This window comes from Paenibacillus sp. FSL H7-0942 (genome assembly GCF_045040715.1).
Taxonomy (GTDB): Bacteria; Bacillota; Bacilli; order Paenibacillales; family Paenibacillaceae; genus Paenibacillus; species Paenibacillus amylolyticus.
In genome coordinates this window covers 2,618,318-2,636,637 of record NZ_CP150279.1, presented here as the reverse complement: position 1 = coordinate 2,636,637, position 18,320 = coordinate 2,618,318, and the positions used below count along the sequence as shown (strand labels likewise).

Genomic DNA, 18,320 nt, shown 5'->3' with positions numbered 1-18,320 from the left:
TATGAGCCACCTCCCCTCAAACTACAACATGCCATCGGTCACGAATTTCAGAAATCCAATCGGTCATTTTCCAGCTGTCATCACATGGAACTGCACCTTTAACCCTGGAATATTTACGTTTTACATAATAACCTTGACCCGGAGGCAGTACCTTCAGCCCACCTGAACTACCTCCAGATTCGGAATAAGGTATACGGAAGAACGAGAGATCGTTAGGGTCTAAAGTCCCGAACAGCATTCCACTCTGGGAAGCCTTCACATCCGTTACCCAGTCAGAACCAAAGGTTGGGAAGTCTGCCGGAACTCCGGATAGAATCACGTGTACACCGCGATCCCTTCCTTGACGAACAATCGCTCCCAATTGATCTTTCACATTAAAATCGTTTAGCTGCTTGGACAAGGTGTCCGCATCGTCGATGACGAGCACAAGTTCCGGTCCACCGGAAATCTCGCCTCTTTTCAGAACTTCATCGTACAACTGTTGAATGACAGGTGCAAGCTGTTCTTCTCGCGATACATGTCCACGGACATGGGGCAAACTGCTGATTTCCCCCAGCCCACCTGAGCCATAACGCATATCTACTGTGTATATTTGCACATCTTCCGGAGAAGCATGATAAGCCAGTGATAACATCCATGTCAATAAAAATGTCGTTTTGCCGCCTTCCATCGGACTCGTTACCATGAAATGCGGACCTTCACGCAGATTAAGCTCGAATGGTTCCAGATCATCCGTAAGCAATCCCACAGGGACAGTTACAGACGATGTATCCCAAGCCTGACCATATGATCCTGTCCGAATGAGCAGATCCTTCAGTTTGATCTCTTCCGGAAGTGGAGCAATCTGCGGCGCTTCTTCCCCTGTCCAGCCTTGGCGAATCTCAGCAATCGTACGGCGCAGTGCCGATGAACGCTTGCCCTCATCTGCCCCTGAAGAAGGTAATGCCGCCTGGAACATTAATGGAGGCACTTGCCCTTTGACCAGGCCTCTTCCTGGCGGAAGTTGGCTTGGTGCCTTGGAAGGTCTTCCCACGGCATAATAATAATCGCTTGGATCGGATAACTCAAATGAAACCGCATTGGGAATATTGCTTCTGAATTTTTCAAATACATCGGTTACCCGATTGGCTGTGAGCACAAAGGTGATACCCAGACTTCCGCCTTCACGCAGGATCGTCTCCAGAAGTTCATTCTCTTCCGGATAGGCATTGCGGAATGAAAGATAACCATCGATAACGACCACAACCTGCGGGACAGCCGCGTGAGCTGTCCGGCGGTACGCCGAAATCGTTTTAACCCCCGCCTCCGAGATGATATCTTTGCGTTGTGCTGACAGCTTGAGAATATAGCGGAATAACCGCTTGATCCGGTCTTCCTCTTCAGCCATCATCACACCACCGATCTGAGGTAGTGCTGCAAAGTCTTTCATCATACGGCCCATGTCGATAATGTAACCATGCCAAGGCTCAGTTCTATGGGAACGAGCCAGAGACATAAGCAAGGTCTGAACAAATGTTGTTTTTCCCAGTCCTGGCATGCCGTACACGACCAGATGTCCTTGATCCACAGGCAATGCGAGCGGTTGTTGGCGCTGATTAGGGAGATCATCCAGCAAACCAACCAGTGGTTTCAGACCACTCGCTCCGCCATCAAGCAGCAGCTCCCGATTCTCTTCTTCCTGCCATTCCTGAAGACCTTCCCATTCCAGTGTCTCTGGTAAAGGTGGCAACCATGGTCCTGGCAAACGACGGATACCCGCATCCGCTGCAGACTGCGCAACATAATCAATAAATACCTGAAGCTGTTTCGGAACATCTTCACCTTTGAGAACGGCTCTGCGCTCTCCAGTTAACAGAGGCTCCCGCTTACCGTTCAGGCGCACTTCCATAACAGGTAATACCGTTGTTGAATCCTCCTGCTGGTTATAAGGTGCACCACTCCAGGCGAATTGCATTTCTTCAAACACTTCATCACTACCAACCTGGAAATATCCGCGACCAGGCTTTGTAATCCAGGCAGCATTTGGAATCTTGATCATATCCCTGCTATCTCCCTCACTCTGTACGCGAAGGCAGATCCGGAAGCGCGAATTACTCCATATTTTATCGTCCACAACACCAGCTGGCTTTTGGGTTGCCAGAATTAGATGAACCCCAAGTGTCCGGCCAATGGCCGCGATACTGATCAATTCATCCATGAACTCCGGCTGGTCCCGCTTCAATTGAGCAAACTCGTCAATGATAATAACCAGATGTGGAAGTGGCTGTTCATGTCTGGAACGCAGAATCTTGTAATATTCATCAATATGCTGGAGGTTTCCCGCATCATTTAATATTTTTTGCCTTCTGACCAGTTCGGCACGAAGTGAAATATTCGCCCGCTCGATCAAATTCCCATCCAGATTGGTGATTGTCCCTACCACATGAGGCAGATCAACAAAGGTATTGGACATCCCGCCACCTTTATAGTCAATCAGCATGAAGGCCAGATCATGTGGATGGAACTCAGCAGCGAGTGAAGCTACGATGGACTGGATGACTTCACTTTTACCTGAACCGGTTGTACCTGCAATCAGACCATGGGGACCATGACCCTGACGTTCAATTTTGTCATGCAGGTTTATCGCAATTTTTTTGCCGCCAGCGCGCACACCCATTGGTACAGGCAGCGTATCAGGATATCTCGTCTGTCCCCACCTGGACACCACATCGAGATCTTCCACGCGTGATGTGCTCAGCATATCAAATAACGGGAGCACTTGCGGGATATCCGAAGCAGATGAACGTTTCAACCGGATCGGTGACATATAACGGGAAAGCGCCTCTGCCATCTCTTTAGAGATCACATCAGGCTTGTACGTTTGTTGAATAACATCTGCATCTTCCGTTTTTTTGATATACACCCCTTTGCCTTTGGAGGCATCCATAATCAACTGGCAATGCATCGGTAGAGACTCCTTGCGATTAGCCAGTATGATGGTGCATACATCAATGTCATGAGCCGACTCCAGCAACAGCGGAAGCAACGGTTCTTCTTCAATTAATTGCGTATCGGAGAGAATTACAACGTAACATGGTGTTTGTATGCTTTTCTTGTAGCGGTCTTCCTTATTGTTACGACGCCGGTTCAACACGGAAAACAAGCTGTCCGCCAATTGATGCGCACCGCTGTGCCTGTCGGCCATATAGCGTTGTCCTTGGTCTTCATCCCAGATATGGGGCATCCAGCGAAGCCAGTCCCATTCCTTGCTGTCCTTTTCTTCATAGAAAGCAGCAAGCTTCAGTTCATCCGGGGAATGGCGTACCGCCAGTTGTGAGATGATGACTCGCAGGGAAGCAAGCACTTCCTCCCGATCACCGACAAGTCCCATAACCTTCGATTGGAACAAAGGCAATGTAATGGAAGCATCCGGTACCGTCTGGAATTCAGCCGCAAGTTCATGGGCCGCTTCAATCAGCTCATCCTTCTCGTAACCATCAATCCGCGGAACCTGAAGTTTGATGCGGAATGGAATCTCTCCCGTACCAATGCGTACCTGAAGGAAATCATCATCCTCTGGTGAACGCTCCCACAAGGAACTGTTCCGGTTCTTCACCACTTGAAGACACACACCCGGATCACCATGAATTTCGTATAGGCTCTTCACTTGCTCCGCCTGAGCTTCTTTCAGTTCTTCCCGGTGTTTGTCCAGTTGGGCAAGATACATTATTTTTCGTTCTTCCAATTTTTTGCGATATGATTTCTTATTGCTCAGATACACGAAGAATGGAATGGTGTAAGAAGTAAGCATCATCATGACCGTCATCATCTGAAACATCATATAACTGCTGTTATTCATTTTGCCGGTCATATTGATATATACGTAGAAACCAATGCTAACCATGGTCATCATGATCGGCACAATAATGGATATCATGGAAAACGTGGGTTTGCTCGGTTCTGTTGGAGGCCTGAGTATTTCGAGTCTCTCTTCCTTGAGAACCGGTGTCATTCTTGGAGAACGCTGATATAACACATTCACGAAGAGAAGACCTCCTTTAGTTCGTTCAATAATGAATATATACGTTCAAAAGCCCTATTCGTTGCTGTCCTGTTGAAACAATGAACGTCTTCCATATACAGGCGCTTCTTCCGAAGTTGTTGAAAAAGCCCGCTGGACACGTACGCAACTGCCTTGTCGTAGCCCCGTTTCCATTAACTGCTGTGCGTTCTGCGGAGAGAACCACAGACCTTCCGGAAACTTGGCTTCAAGGATGTACTGAATGCCGTCTCCCGGTGCCTGTCCAAAAATGCGAACGCCGAGTAATGTCTTCAAATGTTCGATGGTACATTCGTCCGGAACATCGATGTCGAACCATTCTCCTTCCTCGCGGCCGGAATGCACGGTTAGAATCATCCGAATCCCTCCCATGGTCTCATATGTAAATTGTCCTAATGTCAGATTAAATCAAAAAAAAGAGAATGAATCGTTATATCAACCCTATTTTCTTACATAAACACCCTGTTTGCAATGTACCACTTGTAATTTTGTTACATATGACCCACGTATATATTAAAATATCGTACATTCGACTCAGAACTTTTGTGGCAGTTATGCAATTTAATATTGCGAGGATACGAAAATTATCGTTTTTTGTTCCATTTAAATGGTAATTAAGTTACGTTTTTCAGGACTTTTATTCCTTCGCTCACAATTGAATTGTGAACACTTTTCAAACATTACCCACCTTTATGTTTTCATAAGCTGATTTTAAGGTAATTTTAAGCATTGGAATTTAATATTAGCTGTATGAAATAACAACCGTGAGGTGATTTCAAGTGAGAACCCTAATAACCTTTCAAAACAAATCAATCCCTGTATATTTTAATCAAGAAAACAAACAACCTATGCAGAAGACATTAAGATTGCTTAGCAGTGCTCTTGAGCATAAAATTAGCAACGGTAAACGCGCCATTCAAAAATGTCTGCATTCTTTAATTAGTATTGAGATTGTTAATGGAGAAGCCATTCTCCACAGTCGAAGTGAAAACGACTCCCTTGCTTTATCGTTATATTAAAAGGAGTCAACCAAGACACATTCATTACAAGACATGAAAAAGGAAGCTGTCGTCATAGACAAGCTTCCTTTTTTTGAGTTGTATACACGTTAACAGCGGATCACAATTATTATCAGCCATCGCTCAGTGCAGTTTGCTCAGGACATAGGCGGCATCATGTTCTTCCGCAATCTCGGCTTTACGAATACGAATGACAAACAGCCGAACCAAATTGGCACGTGTATGTTCTTCCTGACAGGTATTCAGTTTCCTCAGAATAAAGCGGTCAATGGACATGAATTTAAAGCCCCTTTGCCATTGGATTTACGGATCGATTCTTCCGTGTATCCATAAATAACCAGATAGCGTCAGCCCCAAACAGCTTTTCCACTCTTATCTTAAGCCGTATTTTGCTGAGGTGTAAAATTGTGCAAAAAGCCCGTCCCACCAAGCTGGAGACGGACTTTCGCATGATTTGTCGATCTTTTTGTAACCCACTCTAATCATTCATAAATGCCCCTGCTTGTTCACCCTTTTTCGACTTATTTTACTCCCGGATATTCCCGATATTGGTGCTGAATGCTGATCCAACGCGTACGTGTAAACTTCTCAATGGCCCAATCCCCACCGAAACGTCCAATCCCTGAAGCTTTTTCACCGCCAAACATCACATGCGCTTCATCGTTCACAGACTGATCATTTACATGCACCATACCTGATTCAATGCGCTGGGCAACCTGATATCCTCGATTCAGATCTTGGGTGAATACGGAACCACTAAGTCCATAAGGCGTATCATTCGCCAAACGTACAGCTTCCTGCTCATCATGAGCCTTCATGATCACTGCTACTGGGCCAAACAATTCCTGCTGCACGATATCCTGTTCAGGTTTAACATCGGCAAGTACAGTAGGAGACAGCACACTGCCTTTACTGGTCCCTCCGAGCAATAACCGTGCACCTTCGGCCTTGGTTTTGTTCACAAGCTCCAGCAATCGTTCTACCTCTTTTTCCCGAATGAGAGGACCCACCAGTGTTTTGGCATCCGCTGGATCACCTGCCTGGACATTCTTCGTTTTGGCTACAAATGAATCGACGAACTTATCGTAAATATCGGCATGCACAATGATACGATTCAGAGCCATACAGATCTGTCCCTGATGCAGAAACTTGCCAAAGACCGCCGCTTCGGCAGCACGTTCAATATCCGCATCTTCCAGCACAACCATGGCGTTGTTGCCACCAAGTTCCAGTGCCGTTTCTTTTAAATGTTCACCCGCCAGTTTACCGATCCCTTGTCCAACTTCTGTGGAACCCGTGAATGAAATTACTTTGGGAACCGGATGAGCGACAAAGTAATCCCCGATCTCGCTGCCACTTCCCGCAACGACATTTAGCACGCCCTCAGGCAGACCCGCTTGTTCAAACAAATCGGCAATGAGCCAACCTGCCGTAATCGGAGTGTCTGATGCTGGTTTAATCACCACACCATTACCAAGGGCAATCGCTGGAGCTACAGATCGCAGGCATAGATGCAAAGGGAAGTTCCATGGCCCGATAACACCAATCACTCCCTTAGGCTCACGAACCACACGGTTCTCTTTGCCAGGGGTATTGGACGGGATGATCTCACCCTTCATGCGATAAGGAAAAGATGCTGCTTCATCCACAATGCGTTTAGCGGCTGCAAACTCCGCCTCCGATTTGATCCGGGTACTCCCGGATTCCGTGATCAACAGTTGAATGATCTCCTCTTTTCGCTCTACCATCAGGGATGAAACTTTACGCAATACCTCTTCTTTCGCAGCAGGCAATGACTTCGCCCATTCAATCGAATTTTTCTGAGCTGACTCATAAGCCTTATCTATGTCTTTCTTATTGGAAGAGCGCCATGTGGCAATTACTTCTCCCGAATAAGGATTGATATTCTCCATTGTTTTCTCACCGGAGCCATCTACCCAGCTGCCATTAATATATTGTTTCGTCCATGTTGTATGTTCAGTGTCCATTAAAGTCATGTGAATACGCCTCCTGATCAAGATTAAATGTCACACCTGCATCACGGTGTAATACATCATTAACCTTGTTCAGAATTACGCAAACGTGAAGATCTGAATTAACTCTTCCATTCTTTAAACTTAAGGAAACAATACAACCCACACTATTCTCTCGCCATCTGGACGTCTTTCAACAGTCGGGCAGGCTCTTCTCTCCAAAGAGGCTCAAGTCTTCCCATCCGTAGCCAACTTCGATCAGATCTTGACCACCAAAGCGGAGGGACTGTGTCTGGACTGGAGTGCCTCCCATCTTTTCATAGAAGCCACAAGCTGAATTACGCTCCAAAGCCCATATGATCAAACGTTTCATATTGTGGGTCTGTAGATGATGAACGACATGTGTCGCCAGTTGCTGACCTATCCCCTTTTGTTGTACTTCCTTCAGCAAATATATAGCATACAACTCTCCATCATAAGGTAATTTTCCTTCACGCTCCTTACCCCCACAAGCAAATCCGACAATGTTCCCATCATCCTGTTCAGCTACCACCAAGATCTGATCCTTTTCGCCAGAACGAATGGCCTTCTCCCACTGGGGCAATCTTGATTCTATAGTCAAATGATCCAAAAAATCGTCAGGCACAATTCCCCGATACGTTGTTTTCCAACTCTCCGTATGTACATGGGCTATCCCCTGCGCATCCCCTTCACGCGCCCGCCTGATCAGCATAGCTATCACTCACTTTCTCTCGTAACTGCCGCAACTTTACCATATTATATGTTCTTCTTTCTATAATTCCAAATTCATCCACTTCAGTCCTGATGCCGCTAGGCATGATTCGTAATCAAAAGTGGACTTTTTGAACTGCCTCTTATAAAAGTAAAATCCGGCCCTACGGCCGGATCGTTACCCTAGTGCCTACAGATACCTTGGAAGACAGATCCAGTACATCCGAGTTGTACATGCGTATACAACCGTGGGAGACAGATTTGCCAATAGACCAAGGCTCATTGGTTCCGTGTATGCCATAATGGGGAGCAGACAGCCCCATCCACAACACGCCAAATGGCCCACCTGGATTCGATTGTTTGTTAACAATAGTGAACTCCCCGTTTGGAGTCTGCGTGAGCATCTTGCCGGTGGCCACAGGATAGCCCTTAATCACCTGATTGCCGTCCAGAAGATATAACATGTGGTCAGACAGATCTACAATAATCCTGTAATCTGGCATAATGACATCCCTCCTGACCTATCTTATGCAAGATACCGGATGATGCCCGCCTGATTTCAGGCTTCCTCCCACTCTTTCACACTACGGGAGTGCTTGGGTTTGCGACTATTGGCCGGTTTGCTGGAAGCGGTACGCCTTCTGGATGCCACTTCTTCCTTGCGCTGCTGATATTGCAATTCCTTCTGCATTTTCAGATAATTATTCAGTCTTTTTTCATCCAATGAACCATCCTGTATGGCCTCTTTCACTGTACATCCAGCTTCCCGTGTATGACTGCAATCCAGAAATCGGCACGTGGCGGCAAGTTCTTCAATTTCTCCAAACGCATGCGACAGCCCATCATTGCCCTCATCCCAGAGATTAAGCTCGCGCATTCCTGGAGTATCGATCAATACGGCTCCCTGTGGAAGTACAAACATCTCCCGGTGTGTTGTCGTATGTCTCCCACGACTGTCTCCCTCGCGAACGGATTGCGTAAGCTGCACATCCTCACCCATCATCCAGTTCACCAGCGTAGACTTGCCACTGCCAGAAGATCCTGTGAGCGCAACAGTCAGCCCTGGCTGCAAGTATCGTTCCAGTAAGGATTTACCTTGACCCTCCACTGCAGATATCGCAAGCACTTCAACGCCTGGAGCAATCCCTTCTACACTTCGGATCTGTTCTTCCACATTGTTGCACAGATCACTTTTGCTCAGAACAATGACTGGCCTTACGCCACCATTCCAAGCCATCAGCACGTATCTTTCGAGCCTTCTAAGGTTGAAATCATGATTAAGTGCTGCCACGATTAACAGTGTATCTACGTTTGCGGCGATTAATTGTTCCTTGGTCACTGGACCTGCCGCCTGTCTCGATACCCTGCTCCGACGGGGCACCAGATTGTGAATAATTGCTTCTTCACCTGCCTGACCTGTAATGGCCACCCAATCTCCAACCGCTGGTGCCAAGCTGGTCTCCAGACTATCATGACGCATTCGGCCCGAAATCCTTCCCCAGCATTCTCCCTCTTCTGTAATCAAACGTCGCAGATGTCCATGGTCTGCGATAATTCTGGCTGGCTTTTTCTCCTGCTCTTCCATCCCTGTCTCTTGCCACAGTTCCTGCCACTTTGCTGACCAGCCGTACTTCTCAATATGGTTATCTAAAATAAAAATTCCTCCCAAAATAAGTTTGTTTACTTCGTTCAATCCGAGTGAACAATCATCTCCGGTTCAGATCAAAACAAAAAACCACGAGTAGAAATACACCCGCGGCAATAGGTAGTTAGCCGAATCAAAGATCATCCCTTCTTGTAGATCTACCGGATAGAATACTTAACCCTCCGATATAAACCATTCAGGAACACCCTTTTATCGGCAAACAAAAAAGCCACGGGTGCGTCACCCGTGGCTTCATCTGAGCATGCGATACTTCACGTTACAATGGATACTGCTATCCAGCTAACGCAAAATTACATGCTTCGATCCGTTCCGGAGACGCTGTTCATATTCAAATTAACGTATACTGCATTTAAATTTGTCATAAACAATCGCCTCCCTTGTAGAATTATCCATTATGTTACACACTGAGCTTAACAGTTGTCAAGCCCAAACTTTTTTTTACCACCAGCTACTCTATTTGACCTGATCCCAGCGTGTCCACATTTCCTTCGGATTCAATTCGTAGATCTCCTCTTCCCGATACATGAACTGATGCATGATAAATTCCCGCCGAATCGTGGCAAAGTCTTCATGGTATTGCTTTATAAATGTATTGATTTCTTTTTCCGTATACTTCCGACCAAATTCAAGCTGCTCGACCAGATGACCAAGTACAATCAGTTTTTTCTTGTATTGAGCCGGAATCTGACGCAGTCGTCCATCTTTGGAGAAAAAATTTCTCATGACCGACGCTTTCAATGTTTCGTTCACATCACTCATATCCGCAACCTCCTCTCGATTAAAGATAAAATCAATCGAAGCCTGTGCATTCTCACGGATAAACGAAGGATTGAGTGTGAAATACACTGTATTTTTCTCCCGTCGTTCCTTAATCAGCGCCGCCTCTCTCAGCTTGGATGCATGATGTGTCACGGTTGGCTGTGACAGATTCAGCCGCTCGGCAAGTGCCTGTCCGTGCAGTTCACCCTGTGCCAATAACAGCAGCATGCGAAGCCGGGTTGGGTCAGCCAACGCTTTATGATAAGCCACAATTTTCTCCAGCTGCATCATCGTTCATCTCGCTTTCAATTAGATATACATCTAATTTGATATTAGTATTTTCTCCTCTACACGTCAACTCCTTTGGTTTCAAGTAAGCTTGTCTAATTAAACTCCACGCTTGAACTGGCATTGGCTCGTTATTTACGGTAGGATTATATTGCTTGAAATAAGGAGGATTAAGAACATGGAAGATGTCATTATTATCGGCGGAGGCCCATGCGGTCTGTCTGCTGCCATTGAATGTGAGCGGCTGGGACTGTCCGCTGTAATCGTTGAGAAATACAATATCGTTCAATCTATTTATCTTTATCCAACCCATATGCAGTTTTTCAGCACAGCCCCGCTGCTTGAGATCGGAAACGTTCCGTTCAGCACACCTAATGATAAACCGTTTCGTTATGAAGCACTTGCCTATTATCGCAGGGTAGCCGAACATTTTGGTCTGCGTGTTCATAACTATGAGGAAGCCCGTGAAATTAAACGCAAGGATGATGGTACGTTTGAGGTACATACGCTCAATCGCCGCGGGGAGGCCATCGTACATGTTGGACGCAATGTTGTTGTAGCTACCGGTTATTTTGACCATCCTAACTATTTGGGCATCCCTGGAGAAGATAAAGATAAAGTAACTCACTACTTCCGGGAAGCCCACCCGTATACCCGTACACGTGTCGCCATTATTGGCGGAAGCAACTCAGCCGTGGATGCGGCCATGGAACTGGTTCGGGTTGGAGCACATATTGATATGGTTTATCGCGGTAGTGGTCTGTCCCAGCATATTAAACCATGGGTACGCCCGCTATTCGAGAGCATGGTGACAAAAGGTCATATCACACTCCACCTGGAATCACGCGTGAATGAAATACTCGATGATTCGATTCGTCTGATACACACGGATGGTTCCACTCGGGAACTGGATAATGACTTCGTACTGGCAATGACCGGTTTCCGTCCAGATCGTCAACTACTCACGTCGGTAGGTGTGGAGATGTCTGATGATATGGATAAACCTCTATATGATGCACAAACGATGGAAAGCAGCGTACCTGGTGTATATGTGGGCGGAGTCATCGCTTCGGGTCGTAATGCCAATGAAGTCTTTATTGAATCCGGGCGCTGGCACGGACGTTACATTGCGGAACATATCGTTAGCAAACAACGTGGACAGACTGAAGGGAAATGAAAACAATGGATATGACTTCCCTGCTGTTGCTCGTATTTGCGGCTCTCGGGATTATCAGCAGCAACACACCTGTGACCGTAGCGATGGTATTTCTGTTGTTGCTACGAGTCCTGAACCTGAATCAGGCATTTCCATGGCTTGAAAAATACGGACTTACACTGGGCATTATCATTCTGACCATTGGCGTGATGGCACCTCTTGCCAGTGGCAAGATGAGTCTGCAGACGATCGGTGAGTCTTTCCTACACTGGAAGTCACTGCTCGCCATTGGCGTAGGATTACTGGTGGCATATCTCGGAGGACGTGGCGCTACGTTGATGGGTACACAGCCAACTGTCGTTGCCGGGCTGTTAATCGGAACGGTACTTGGGGTTGCCCTGTTCAAGGGTGTACCTGTGGGTCCATTGATTGCGGCGGGAATTTTATCATTGCTGCTGGGCAAATCCTGATTGAAGTTGTGAAGCTTGTGACCTGACATGCTATGCAGATTGGCTGTATTTCCCACCGTTGTGTGATATACTTCTATTCATGCAAATTATGTACACGAGTCTACAGCAGTATAATGCATATTAGAGGTTGTTCAAAAAGTCCGCTTTTGATTACGAAGGATGCCTAAAGGCATCCTCAGCATCGAAGATGGAATTCAGCCGAAATAAGCGGGAGGCTTACGAAGTATGTTTCCTTAGGAAACATTTTGGTTGCTCACGTAGTTTTCCCTACGCTCCGCTACTCCATTTCTAGCTTCATCCCATCTTCTCGGTACTGAAAACCGTCCTATTTGAACACGTACTATTATGGTTATGCTGTTGCATAAACGTATAGATTCACTTTGCAACTATTAATGGCGCAGGAGGATTAAGGAACCATGTCACGTCAGTTTATTACAGAAGCCGTGATGGTGGCCATTTACGGTCAATTGCTAGCGCCGCCCGCGCCTGTTGAATATATTGTTCCTTATACCACCATCCTTGAGCTATATGAATTCCAGACCAGTCCTGATCCCATGATGGATAACCCGGCAGATGATCAGCATGTGAAATCCAAAATCAATGAAATGATTTCTTATTTCGAGGAACCGCTGAATAAGAAAAAAATAGAGCGTGCGTTACTTGTTCCATGGGCCAAAAGCCCCTCCATTTTATTTGGTGACCAAGTATCCATTGCCATTATCAATGCAATAGATACGGCACAGTACGGGGAGTATTTCGATCCCATTGAGACCGAACTGCTACTGACATCTCAGCGCCTGAGTATCCCGATTCTCACCGATCAGGTTGAACTGATTGCACGCATAATTGAGTCTGAATCACCTGTACAGGTATTTGATATTGATGATTTTGATTTTGCGATGGATGATGAACCACTGGATCAGGTGTAATTCATGCTCTGAGCACCAGAATCGGATTTTTAAAAAAATGACCTTGGCATCCACTTTATCGTGCATGCCAAGGTCATTTTTTTGCGGTCAACACTTATTTTATTCTGCAATATCCCGCGCTAACAGGATTCGGCTAATCTGATTAAGAGGTGGTAACGACTCCAGCGCAAAAAACTTCAGACCTGCATCACTATTTACACGCGACTCCACAAGGTTATCCTGAATGATCACTGTCCGAAACAGGGCAATGACATAATACTCTTCATCTCCGCTTGAATGCAGATACCGAAGGTCAGGCCCCGAATAGAGACCTTCCAGTGTCATGGTATCAGCAGTCCAACCTGTCTCTTCCCATAACTCCCGATGTGCAGCATCTTCAATAGCCTCACCCGGGCGCATCTCACCTGCTGGCAACCGCCAGTGACCATGTTCAGCATGCTGAATCAGCAGTAATTCACCTTGTTCGTTCTCAGCCCGCACCGCCGCTTTTACAACAATATGAGAGCGTTTTGCGATATACTGGGCCAAATCTCGTGGTGGCAGATTCACTGCTTATCCCCTCCTCCTACTCGGAAGCCGGTGGCGACCTGTAATCCATCTATTGCTTAGACTTCCGTGTAACGATATTCGATATCCTGACCTTCATCAACGATGTCCACATGCAGTTGGTGCCCTTTCAGATACCAATAATCGTGATCTTCCATGAAGAATTGAATCCCCGACACTTCGGTTTGATCCGCAGGATGTCTTGGTTTCTCCACAGCAATACCTAGGGAAAATCCAGGGTGAAGACCTCCGCCCGAGCTATAACGTGCAAAAAATCGAATGCTGTCTCCCTCGTTCAAATTCAGTTCTTCCTTGTACCAGCGAGCAGCTTGATCGGATACATGTATGGTACTCATTTGGTGTCAGCTCCTTCTGTATATATATGTTCCATCATATCTCGACAGGGACTTGAATACAAACCCGAGTGACCACATAAAGACAAAATAAGTTGTGAAAAATGTTTGACAGATTGTAAAAGCCGGTGTTAAGATGCAAACATACGAGGTCTACATTGTATTTATTTCCAAAAAAAGAAAGGGTGATTACGGTGTTTAACAAACATATGATAGGTCAATTCAGCACACAACTAAATACCGGAGCACACCCGAAATCATTATTCCGTTCATAAGTCGGCATGACAGGCGATCTTTCATTAGAACCTCTGTGATGTATACTCACAATCGAACTTATATATGGTGACGGCTCTGTTCTCTGAGCCATGCTGCCGTATGATTATATGAAGACATACCGCCTGCGTGCGGTATGTCTTTTTTTGTGGGTACATTTCGGCATTCATGAACGGAATTTGCATTTCTCGGACATCGAAAGGAAGGGATAACACTTGTTCTCTGTACTTAAAAACCTGGCCTGGTTCTTCCGGCTGGAACGCAAACGATACCTAACCGGTGTCATCTTGCTTATTCTGGTGGGCATTGCCGAACTGCTGCCTCCTCGTCTTCTTGGTAATGCCATCGACGAGATTGTGCGCGGTTCCATTACCGGCACCTCACTTACGCGTTATATTTTGCTTATTCTAGGAACGGTCATCATTATCTATCTGGTTACATACGTTTGGATGCACAAACTGTTTGGTGGTGCCAACCTGGTGGAGCGGCTGCTTCGTTCACGCTTTATGGACCACTTGTTACGGATGACTCCTCCCTTTTTTGAGAAAAACAGAACAGGAGATTTGATGGCTCGGGCCACCAATGATCTTCGTTCCATTGCCACTACAGCAGGCTTCGGCATGCTGACCTTAACAGACTCTACAGCCTTTCTGGCCACCGTATTGTTCGCCATGGGTTTCCTGGTCAGTTGGAAACTGACCTTGGCGGCAATCCTGCCATTACCTTTTATCGCCATTGCCATGATGATCTATGGTAAAGCTGTACATCAACGTTACACCCTGGCACAGGATGCATTCGGAGATATGAACGACCAGGTCCTGGAATCCATCGCCGGAATCCGTGTCGTGCGTGCTTATGTGCAGGAACGTCTGGACGAGAAACGGTTCGCCGACGTGACCGAGGATGTGTATCGCAAAAACCTGGCTGTTGCCAGAATGGATGCCTTATTTGAACCCACCATCCGCCTCTTCGTTGGACTCAGTTATGTGATTGCACTTGCCTACGGCATATATCTTGTATTCCATAATGAAATTACCCTGGGGGATCTCGTATCGTTTAACATGTACCTGGGGATGATGATCTGGCCCATGTTTGCCATCGGTGAATTAATTAACCTGATGCAACGTGGTAGCGCTTCGCTTGATCGGGTCAACGAGACTTTATCGGTAGAACCTGCCGTACAAGATGTGGAGCAACCTGCCCACGTTACGAATCCGGAAGAAATTGCGATGCAGGATGTTACATTCCGTTACCCAAGTTCCACTGTCGACAATCTCAGTCACATCAGCTTTTCGCTACGACGGGGTCAAACATTGGGTGTTGTGGGTCGTACGGGTAGCGGTAAGTCTACTTTGCTCAAACAACTACTTCATGAATACCCTGCCGGTTCGGGTACATTAAGCATCTCGGGTCATCCGATTCAGGATATCGCCAAAGATGACTTGCACAGCTGGATCGGGTACGTACCACAAGAACAAGTTCTGTTCTCCAAATCTGTTCGTCAGAACATTCAATTCGGTCAACCTGGGGCCAGTGATGAAATCATCATGGAAGCCATTCGTACCGCCGCTTTTGACGGGGATCTGGGAACCTTATCCGATGGACTGGATACACTCGTTGGTGAAAAAGGAATCTCTCTGTCCGGTGGACAGAAACAGCGGGTATCGCTGGCGCGTGCCTTTATTGCTAATCCTGATATTCTGATCCTTGATGATGCCTTATCTGCTGTCGATGCACGTACTGAAGCCAAAATCATTGAAAATATACGCAACAAACGCTCGGGCAAAACCACGCTGATCTCGACTCATCGCCTGTCTGCTATTGAACACGCTGACCGAATCATCGTACTGGAGCACGGGAAAATTACGGAAGAAGGCACTCACCAGGAATTGTTAGCCATGAACGGCTGGTACCGTGAACAGTATGAACGGCAACAGGTCGAGTCCAATCTGTCCACGTAGGAGGTCAATTCATTGAAGTCTAATACAGGCAAAAGGCTGCTTGATTACGCCTTGAAAGCCAAAGGAACATTTATCGCTGCATTAATTATGCTTACCATTGGTGTTGCGGCCGAGCTTGCCGGGCCGTTCATCGCCAAATCCATGATCGACAATCACTTGCTCGCGATTGAGCAGCCTTTCTATGAGACGACAGCTTCAGATGAAGCCGCAGTCTACAACGGTAAGAACTACAAACGCGAAGGCTTGTTCGAACCGGATGAAAACAAAGGTTCTGAAGTGCGGGTATTACAAGCCGGCAGAAGTTTTTATTTTGTAAACGAACCGGTAAGCGCACCTGACGGGGACCGCACATATACGGATGGAACCCTCACGGTTACACGTGCAGGTGAGGTAACAGGCCAATATGCGGCAACACCCCTGTCCGCTGGTGAACTGTTTGCTTTTTACAAACCGGAGATGCCCAGCATCTATCAATTAATTGTGTATTACATGATCTTCCTCGTGATCTCGGTCATTATGGAGTTTGGTAAAACTTTCTGGCTGCAATCCTCGGCCAACAAGGTCATTCAAAGACTGCGTAACGATGTGTATGCCCATATTCAGCGACTGCCGGTGCACTTTTTTGATAACCTGCCCGCAGGTAAAGTTGTATCTCGGGTCACAAACGATACAGAAGCCGTAAAAGATCTGTTCGTTGCTGTTCTTTCGAACTTTTTCTCAGGAATCATCACGATTACAGGTGTGTATGTTGCACTCTTCCTGCTTGATGTTCGCCTGGGTCTAATCTCATTATTCGTTGTGCCGATGCTCATTACATGGATTGTGCTCTATCGCAAATTCGCTACTCGCTACAACACGATCATTCGATCCCGACTGAGTGAGATCAATGCAATCATTAACGAGTCCATTCAGGGGATGTCCATTATCCGCGTATTCCGCCATCAGAAACAAACCAAACAGGAATTCGAAGATCTGAATGATGACTATATGAAACACCAGAACAAAATGCTGAACCTGAATGCCTTCACCTCACACAACCTGGTTAACGTATTACGGAATATCGCATTTGCGGTTGTCCTGTGGTACTTCGGTTCCAGTGTGCTGGATGGCACAAGTATTATCTCCCTTGGTGTTCTGTATGCCTTCGTAGATGTTCTGGGTCGCTTGTTCCAGCCAATCACCGGTATGGTGAATCAACTCGCCAACCTGGACTCCTCCCTCGTATCTGCTGGACGCGTCTTTGAGCTGATGGATGAAAAGGGAGAAGCCGTAACCGATGGCTCTATGCCAAGATACAAAGGGAATGTTGTCTTCGATGATGTATCCTTTGCCTATAAAAAAGATTACGTGCTTCACAATATCTCATTCAAAGCATCCCAAGGTCAGACGGTCGCTCTGGTCGGTCATACCGGTTCAGGTAAAAGCTCAATTATCAACCTGCTATTCCGGTTCTATGATCCGCAAAAAGGCAAGATCACGATTGACGGTCAGAACGTCAAAGATCTGCCTAAACAGTGGATTCGCGAGCATATGGGGATTGTATTGCAGGACCCGTATCTGTTCACAGGCACCATTGCTTCCAACGTCAGTCTCGGCGATGAGAAGATCTCCCGTGAACGAATTGAACAGGCGCTGCGTGATGTAGGCGCTGAACGTATCCTGGCTCATTTGCCTCAAGGCTTTGACGAACCCGTCATCGAAAAAGGAAGCACATTGTCTGCTGGACAGCGTCAGTTGATCTCCTTTGCTCGTGCACTGGCGTTTGATCCGGCCATCCTCATTTTGGATGAAGCGACAGCCAATATCGATACGGAAACAGAAGCTTTGATTCAGAACGCACTCGAAGTCCTCAAAAAAGGACGTACCACCTTCATCATTGCTCACCGTCTGTCCACTATTCGTTCGGCAGATCAGATTCTGGTTTTGCATCGCGGGCGTATCGTTGAGCAAGGTGCACATGATGAACTGATGGAGCTTAAAGGCCGCTATTATAAAATGTATCAGCTCCAGCAAGGTGCGCAAGCAGCAGCGAGTGCAACCAGCGAGAATCCGTCGGGTGAGATCATTCCAACCTCAACCTCCTTTGCCGGAGGCAATGCATAACAGAGTAAAACAGAATGCTCTTTAAGTAACCAATCAAAATGATGTACTCGACG

The 18,320-nt window shown here is 46.6% G+C and carries 16 protein-coding genes; 6 read left to right on the top strand and 10 right to left on the bottom strand.

Features of this window, described 5'->3' with window-relative positions:
* Positions 1-16: 16 nt before the first annotated feature.
* Complete coding sequence (gene essC, locus MHI48_RS11940; RefSeq protein ID WP_340390146.1) at positions 17-4,021, bottom strand: type VII secretion protein EssC; 4,005 nt, start codon at positions 4,019-4,021, stop codon at positions 17-19.
* A 54-nt stretch (positions 4,022-4,075) separates the two neighbouring features.
* On the bottom strand, positions 4,076-4,396 hold the full coding sequence (locus MHI48_RS11935; protein ID WP_036609203.1) for a hypothetical protein: 321 nt from the start codon (positions 4,394-4,396) through the stop codon (positions 4,076-4,078).
* Between the two features lie 422 nt (positions 4,397-4,818).
* Here MHI48_RS11935 and MHI48_RS11930 point away from each other — a divergent pair, with 422 nt between their 5' ends.
* A complete protein-coding gene (locus tag MHI48_RS11930; RefSeq protein ID WP_074094612.1) occupies positions 4,819-5,058 on the top strand; it encodes a hypothetical protein in 240 nt (79 codons plus the stop codon).
* Positions 5,059-5,181: 123 nt separating this feature from the next.
* Here MHI48_RS11930 and MHI48_RS11925 read toward each other — a convergent pair whose 3' ends face one another.
* The 6 genes from MHI48_RS11925 to MHI48_RS11900 all read right to left on the bottom strand — a co-directional run bounded on the left by MHI48_RS11925 (position 5,182) and on the right by MHI48_RS11900 (position 10,476).
* On the bottom strand, positions 5,182-5,334 hold the full coding sequence (locus tag MHI48_RS11925; RefSeq protein WP_164783094.1) for a hypothetical protein: 153 nt from the start codon (positions 5,332-5,334) through the stop codon (positions 5,182-5,184).
* 245 nt (positions 5,335-5,579) lie between these two features.
* Positions 5,580-7,055 (bottom strand): aldehyde dehydrogenase family protein, encoded by a 1,476-nt coding sequence (locus tag MHI48_RS11920; RefSeq protein WP_340390144.1) that lies wholly within the window; start codon positions 7,053-7,055, stop codon positions 5,580-5,582.
* Positions 7,056-7,224: 169 nt separating this feature from the next.
* Positions 7,225-7,764, bottom strand: a complete 540-nt coding sequence (locus tag MHI48_RS11915; protein ID WP_405144037.1) for a GNAT family N-acetyltransferase — start codon at positions 7,762-7,764, stop codon at positions 7,225-7,227.
* A 163-nt stretch (positions 7,765-7,927) separates the two neighbouring features.
* Positions 7,928-8,266: a L,D-transpeptidase gene (locus MHI48_RS11910; RefSeq protein WP_253507579.1), complete on the bottom strand. Its 339-nt coding sequence runs from the start codon at positions 8,264-8,266 to the stop codon at positions 7,928-7,930.
* A gap of 56 nt (positions 8,267-8,322) precedes the next feature.
* Positions 8,323-9,456 carry a ribosome small subunit-dependent GTPase A gene (rsgA, locus tag MHI48_RS11905; RefSeq protein ID WP_405144034.1) on the bottom strand — a complete coding sequence of 378 codons (1,134 nt, stop codon included), beginning with the start codon at positions 9,454-9,456 and terminating at the stop codon, positions 8,323-8,325.
* A gap of 426 nt (positions 9,457-9,882) precedes the next feature.
* Positions 9,883-10,476 (bottom strand): metalloregulator ArsR/SmtB family transcription factor, encoded by a 594-nt coding sequence (locus MHI48_RS11900; RefSeq protein WP_405144633.1) that lies wholly within the window; start codon positions 10,474-10,476, stop codon positions 9,883-9,885.
* 178 nt (positions 10,477-10,654) lie between these two features.
* Here MHI48_RS11900 and MHI48_RS11895 point away from each other — a divergent pair, with 178 nt between their 5' ends.
* From MHI48_RS11895 to MHI48_RS11885, 3 genes are all read left to right on the top strand, one after another.
* Positions 10,655-11,653 (top strand): YpdA family putative bacillithiol disulfide reductase, encoded by a 999-nt coding sequence (locus MHI48_RS11895; RefSeq protein ID WP_076249782.1) that lies wholly within the window; start codon positions 10,655-10,657, stop codon positions 11,651-11,653.
* A gap of 5 nt (positions 11,654-11,658) precedes the next feature.
* Positions 11,659-12,102 (top strand): DUF441 domain-containing protein, encoded by a 444-nt coding sequence (locus MHI48_RS11890; protein WP_036609212.1) that lies wholly within the window; start codon positions 11,659-11,661, stop codon positions 12,100-12,102.
* Positions 12,103-12,518: 416 nt separating this feature from the next.
* The gene (locus tag MHI48_RS11885; protein ID WP_036609214.1) at positions 12,519-13,031 is read left to right on the top strand and encodes a hypothetical protein; all 513 of its coding nucleotides are present in this window, start codon (positions 12,519-12,521) and stop codon (positions 13,029-13,031) included.
* A gap of 99 nt (positions 13,032-13,130) precedes the next feature.
* On the opposite strand, the gene MHI48_RS11880 is transcribed toward MHI48_RS11885, so the two are convergent.
* Together MHI48_RS11880 and MHI48_RS11875 are read right to left on the bottom strand one after the other, a co-directional pair.
* Positions 13,131-13,580, bottom strand: coding sequence for an NUDIX domain-containing protein (locus MHI48_RS11880; protein WP_282321827.1), 450 nt, complete (start codon positions 13,578-13,580; stop codon positions 13,131-13,133).
* 56 nt (positions 13,581-13,636) lie between these two features.
* Entirely contained in the window at positions 13,637-13,933 is a 297-nt protein-coding gene (locus MHI48_RS11875) for a HesB/YadR/YfhF family protein (RefSeq protein ID WP_036609218.1), read from the bottom strand.
* 485 nt (positions 13,934-14,418) lie between these two features.
* Between MHI48_RS11875 and MHI48_RS11870 the strand changes: the two genes are divergently transcribed.
* Positions 14,419-16,164, top strand: coding sequence for an ABC transporter transmembrane domain-containing protein (locus MHI48_RS11870; protein ID WP_340020032.1), 1,746 nt, complete (start codon positions 14,419-14,421; stop codon positions 16,162-16,164).
* Between the two features lie 12 nt (positions 16,165-16,176).
* Positions 16,177-18,267 (top strand): ABC transporter ATP-binding protein, encoded by a 2,091-nt coding sequence (locus tag MHI48_RS11865; protein ID WP_127543710.1) that lies wholly within the window; start codon positions 16,177-16,179, stop codon positions 18,265-18,267.
* Positions 18,268-18,320 lie beyond the last annotated feature (53 nt).

Coding starts and splice junctions, on each gene's coding strand:
- MHI48_RS11885 (WP_036609214.1), top strand. CDS start 12,519: ATGTCACGTCAGTTTATTACAGAAGCCGTGATGGTGGCCATTTACGGT.
- MHI48_RS11875 (WP_036609218.1), bottom strand. CDS start 13,933: ATGAGTACCATACATGTATCCGATCAAGCTGCTCGCTGGTACAAGGAA.
- MHI48_RS11915 (WP_405144037.1), bottom strand. CDS start 7,764: ATGCTGATCAGGCGGGCGCGTGAAGGGGATGCGCAGGGGATAGCCCAT.
- MHI48_RS11920 (WP_340390144.1), bottom strand. CDS start 7,055: ATGACTTTAATGGACACTGAACATACAACATGGACGAAACAATATATT.
- MHI48_RS11890 (WP_036609212.1), top strand. CDS start 11,659: ATGGATATGACTTCCCTGCTGTTGCTCGTATTTGCGGCTCTCGGGATT.
- MHI48_RS11900 (WP_405144633.1), bottom strand. CDS start 10,476: ATGCAGCTGGAGAAAATTGTGGCTTATCATAAAGCGTTGGCTGACCCA.
- MHI48_RS11935 (WP_036609203.1), bottom strand. CDS start 4,396: ATGATTCTAACCGTGCATTCCGGCCGCGAGGAAGGAGAATGGTTCGAC.
- MHI48_RS11895 (WP_076249782.1), top strand. CDS start 10,655: ATGGAAGATGTCATTATTATCGGCGGAGGCCCATGCGGTCTGTCTGCT.
- MHI48_RS11910 (WP_253507579.1), bottom strand. CDS start 8,266: ATGCCAGATTACAGGATTATTGTAGATCTGTCTGACCACATGTTATAT.
- MHI48_RS11925 (WP_164783094.1), bottom strand. CDS start 5,334: ATGTCCATTGACCGCTTTATTCTGAGGAAACTGAATACCTGTCAGGAA.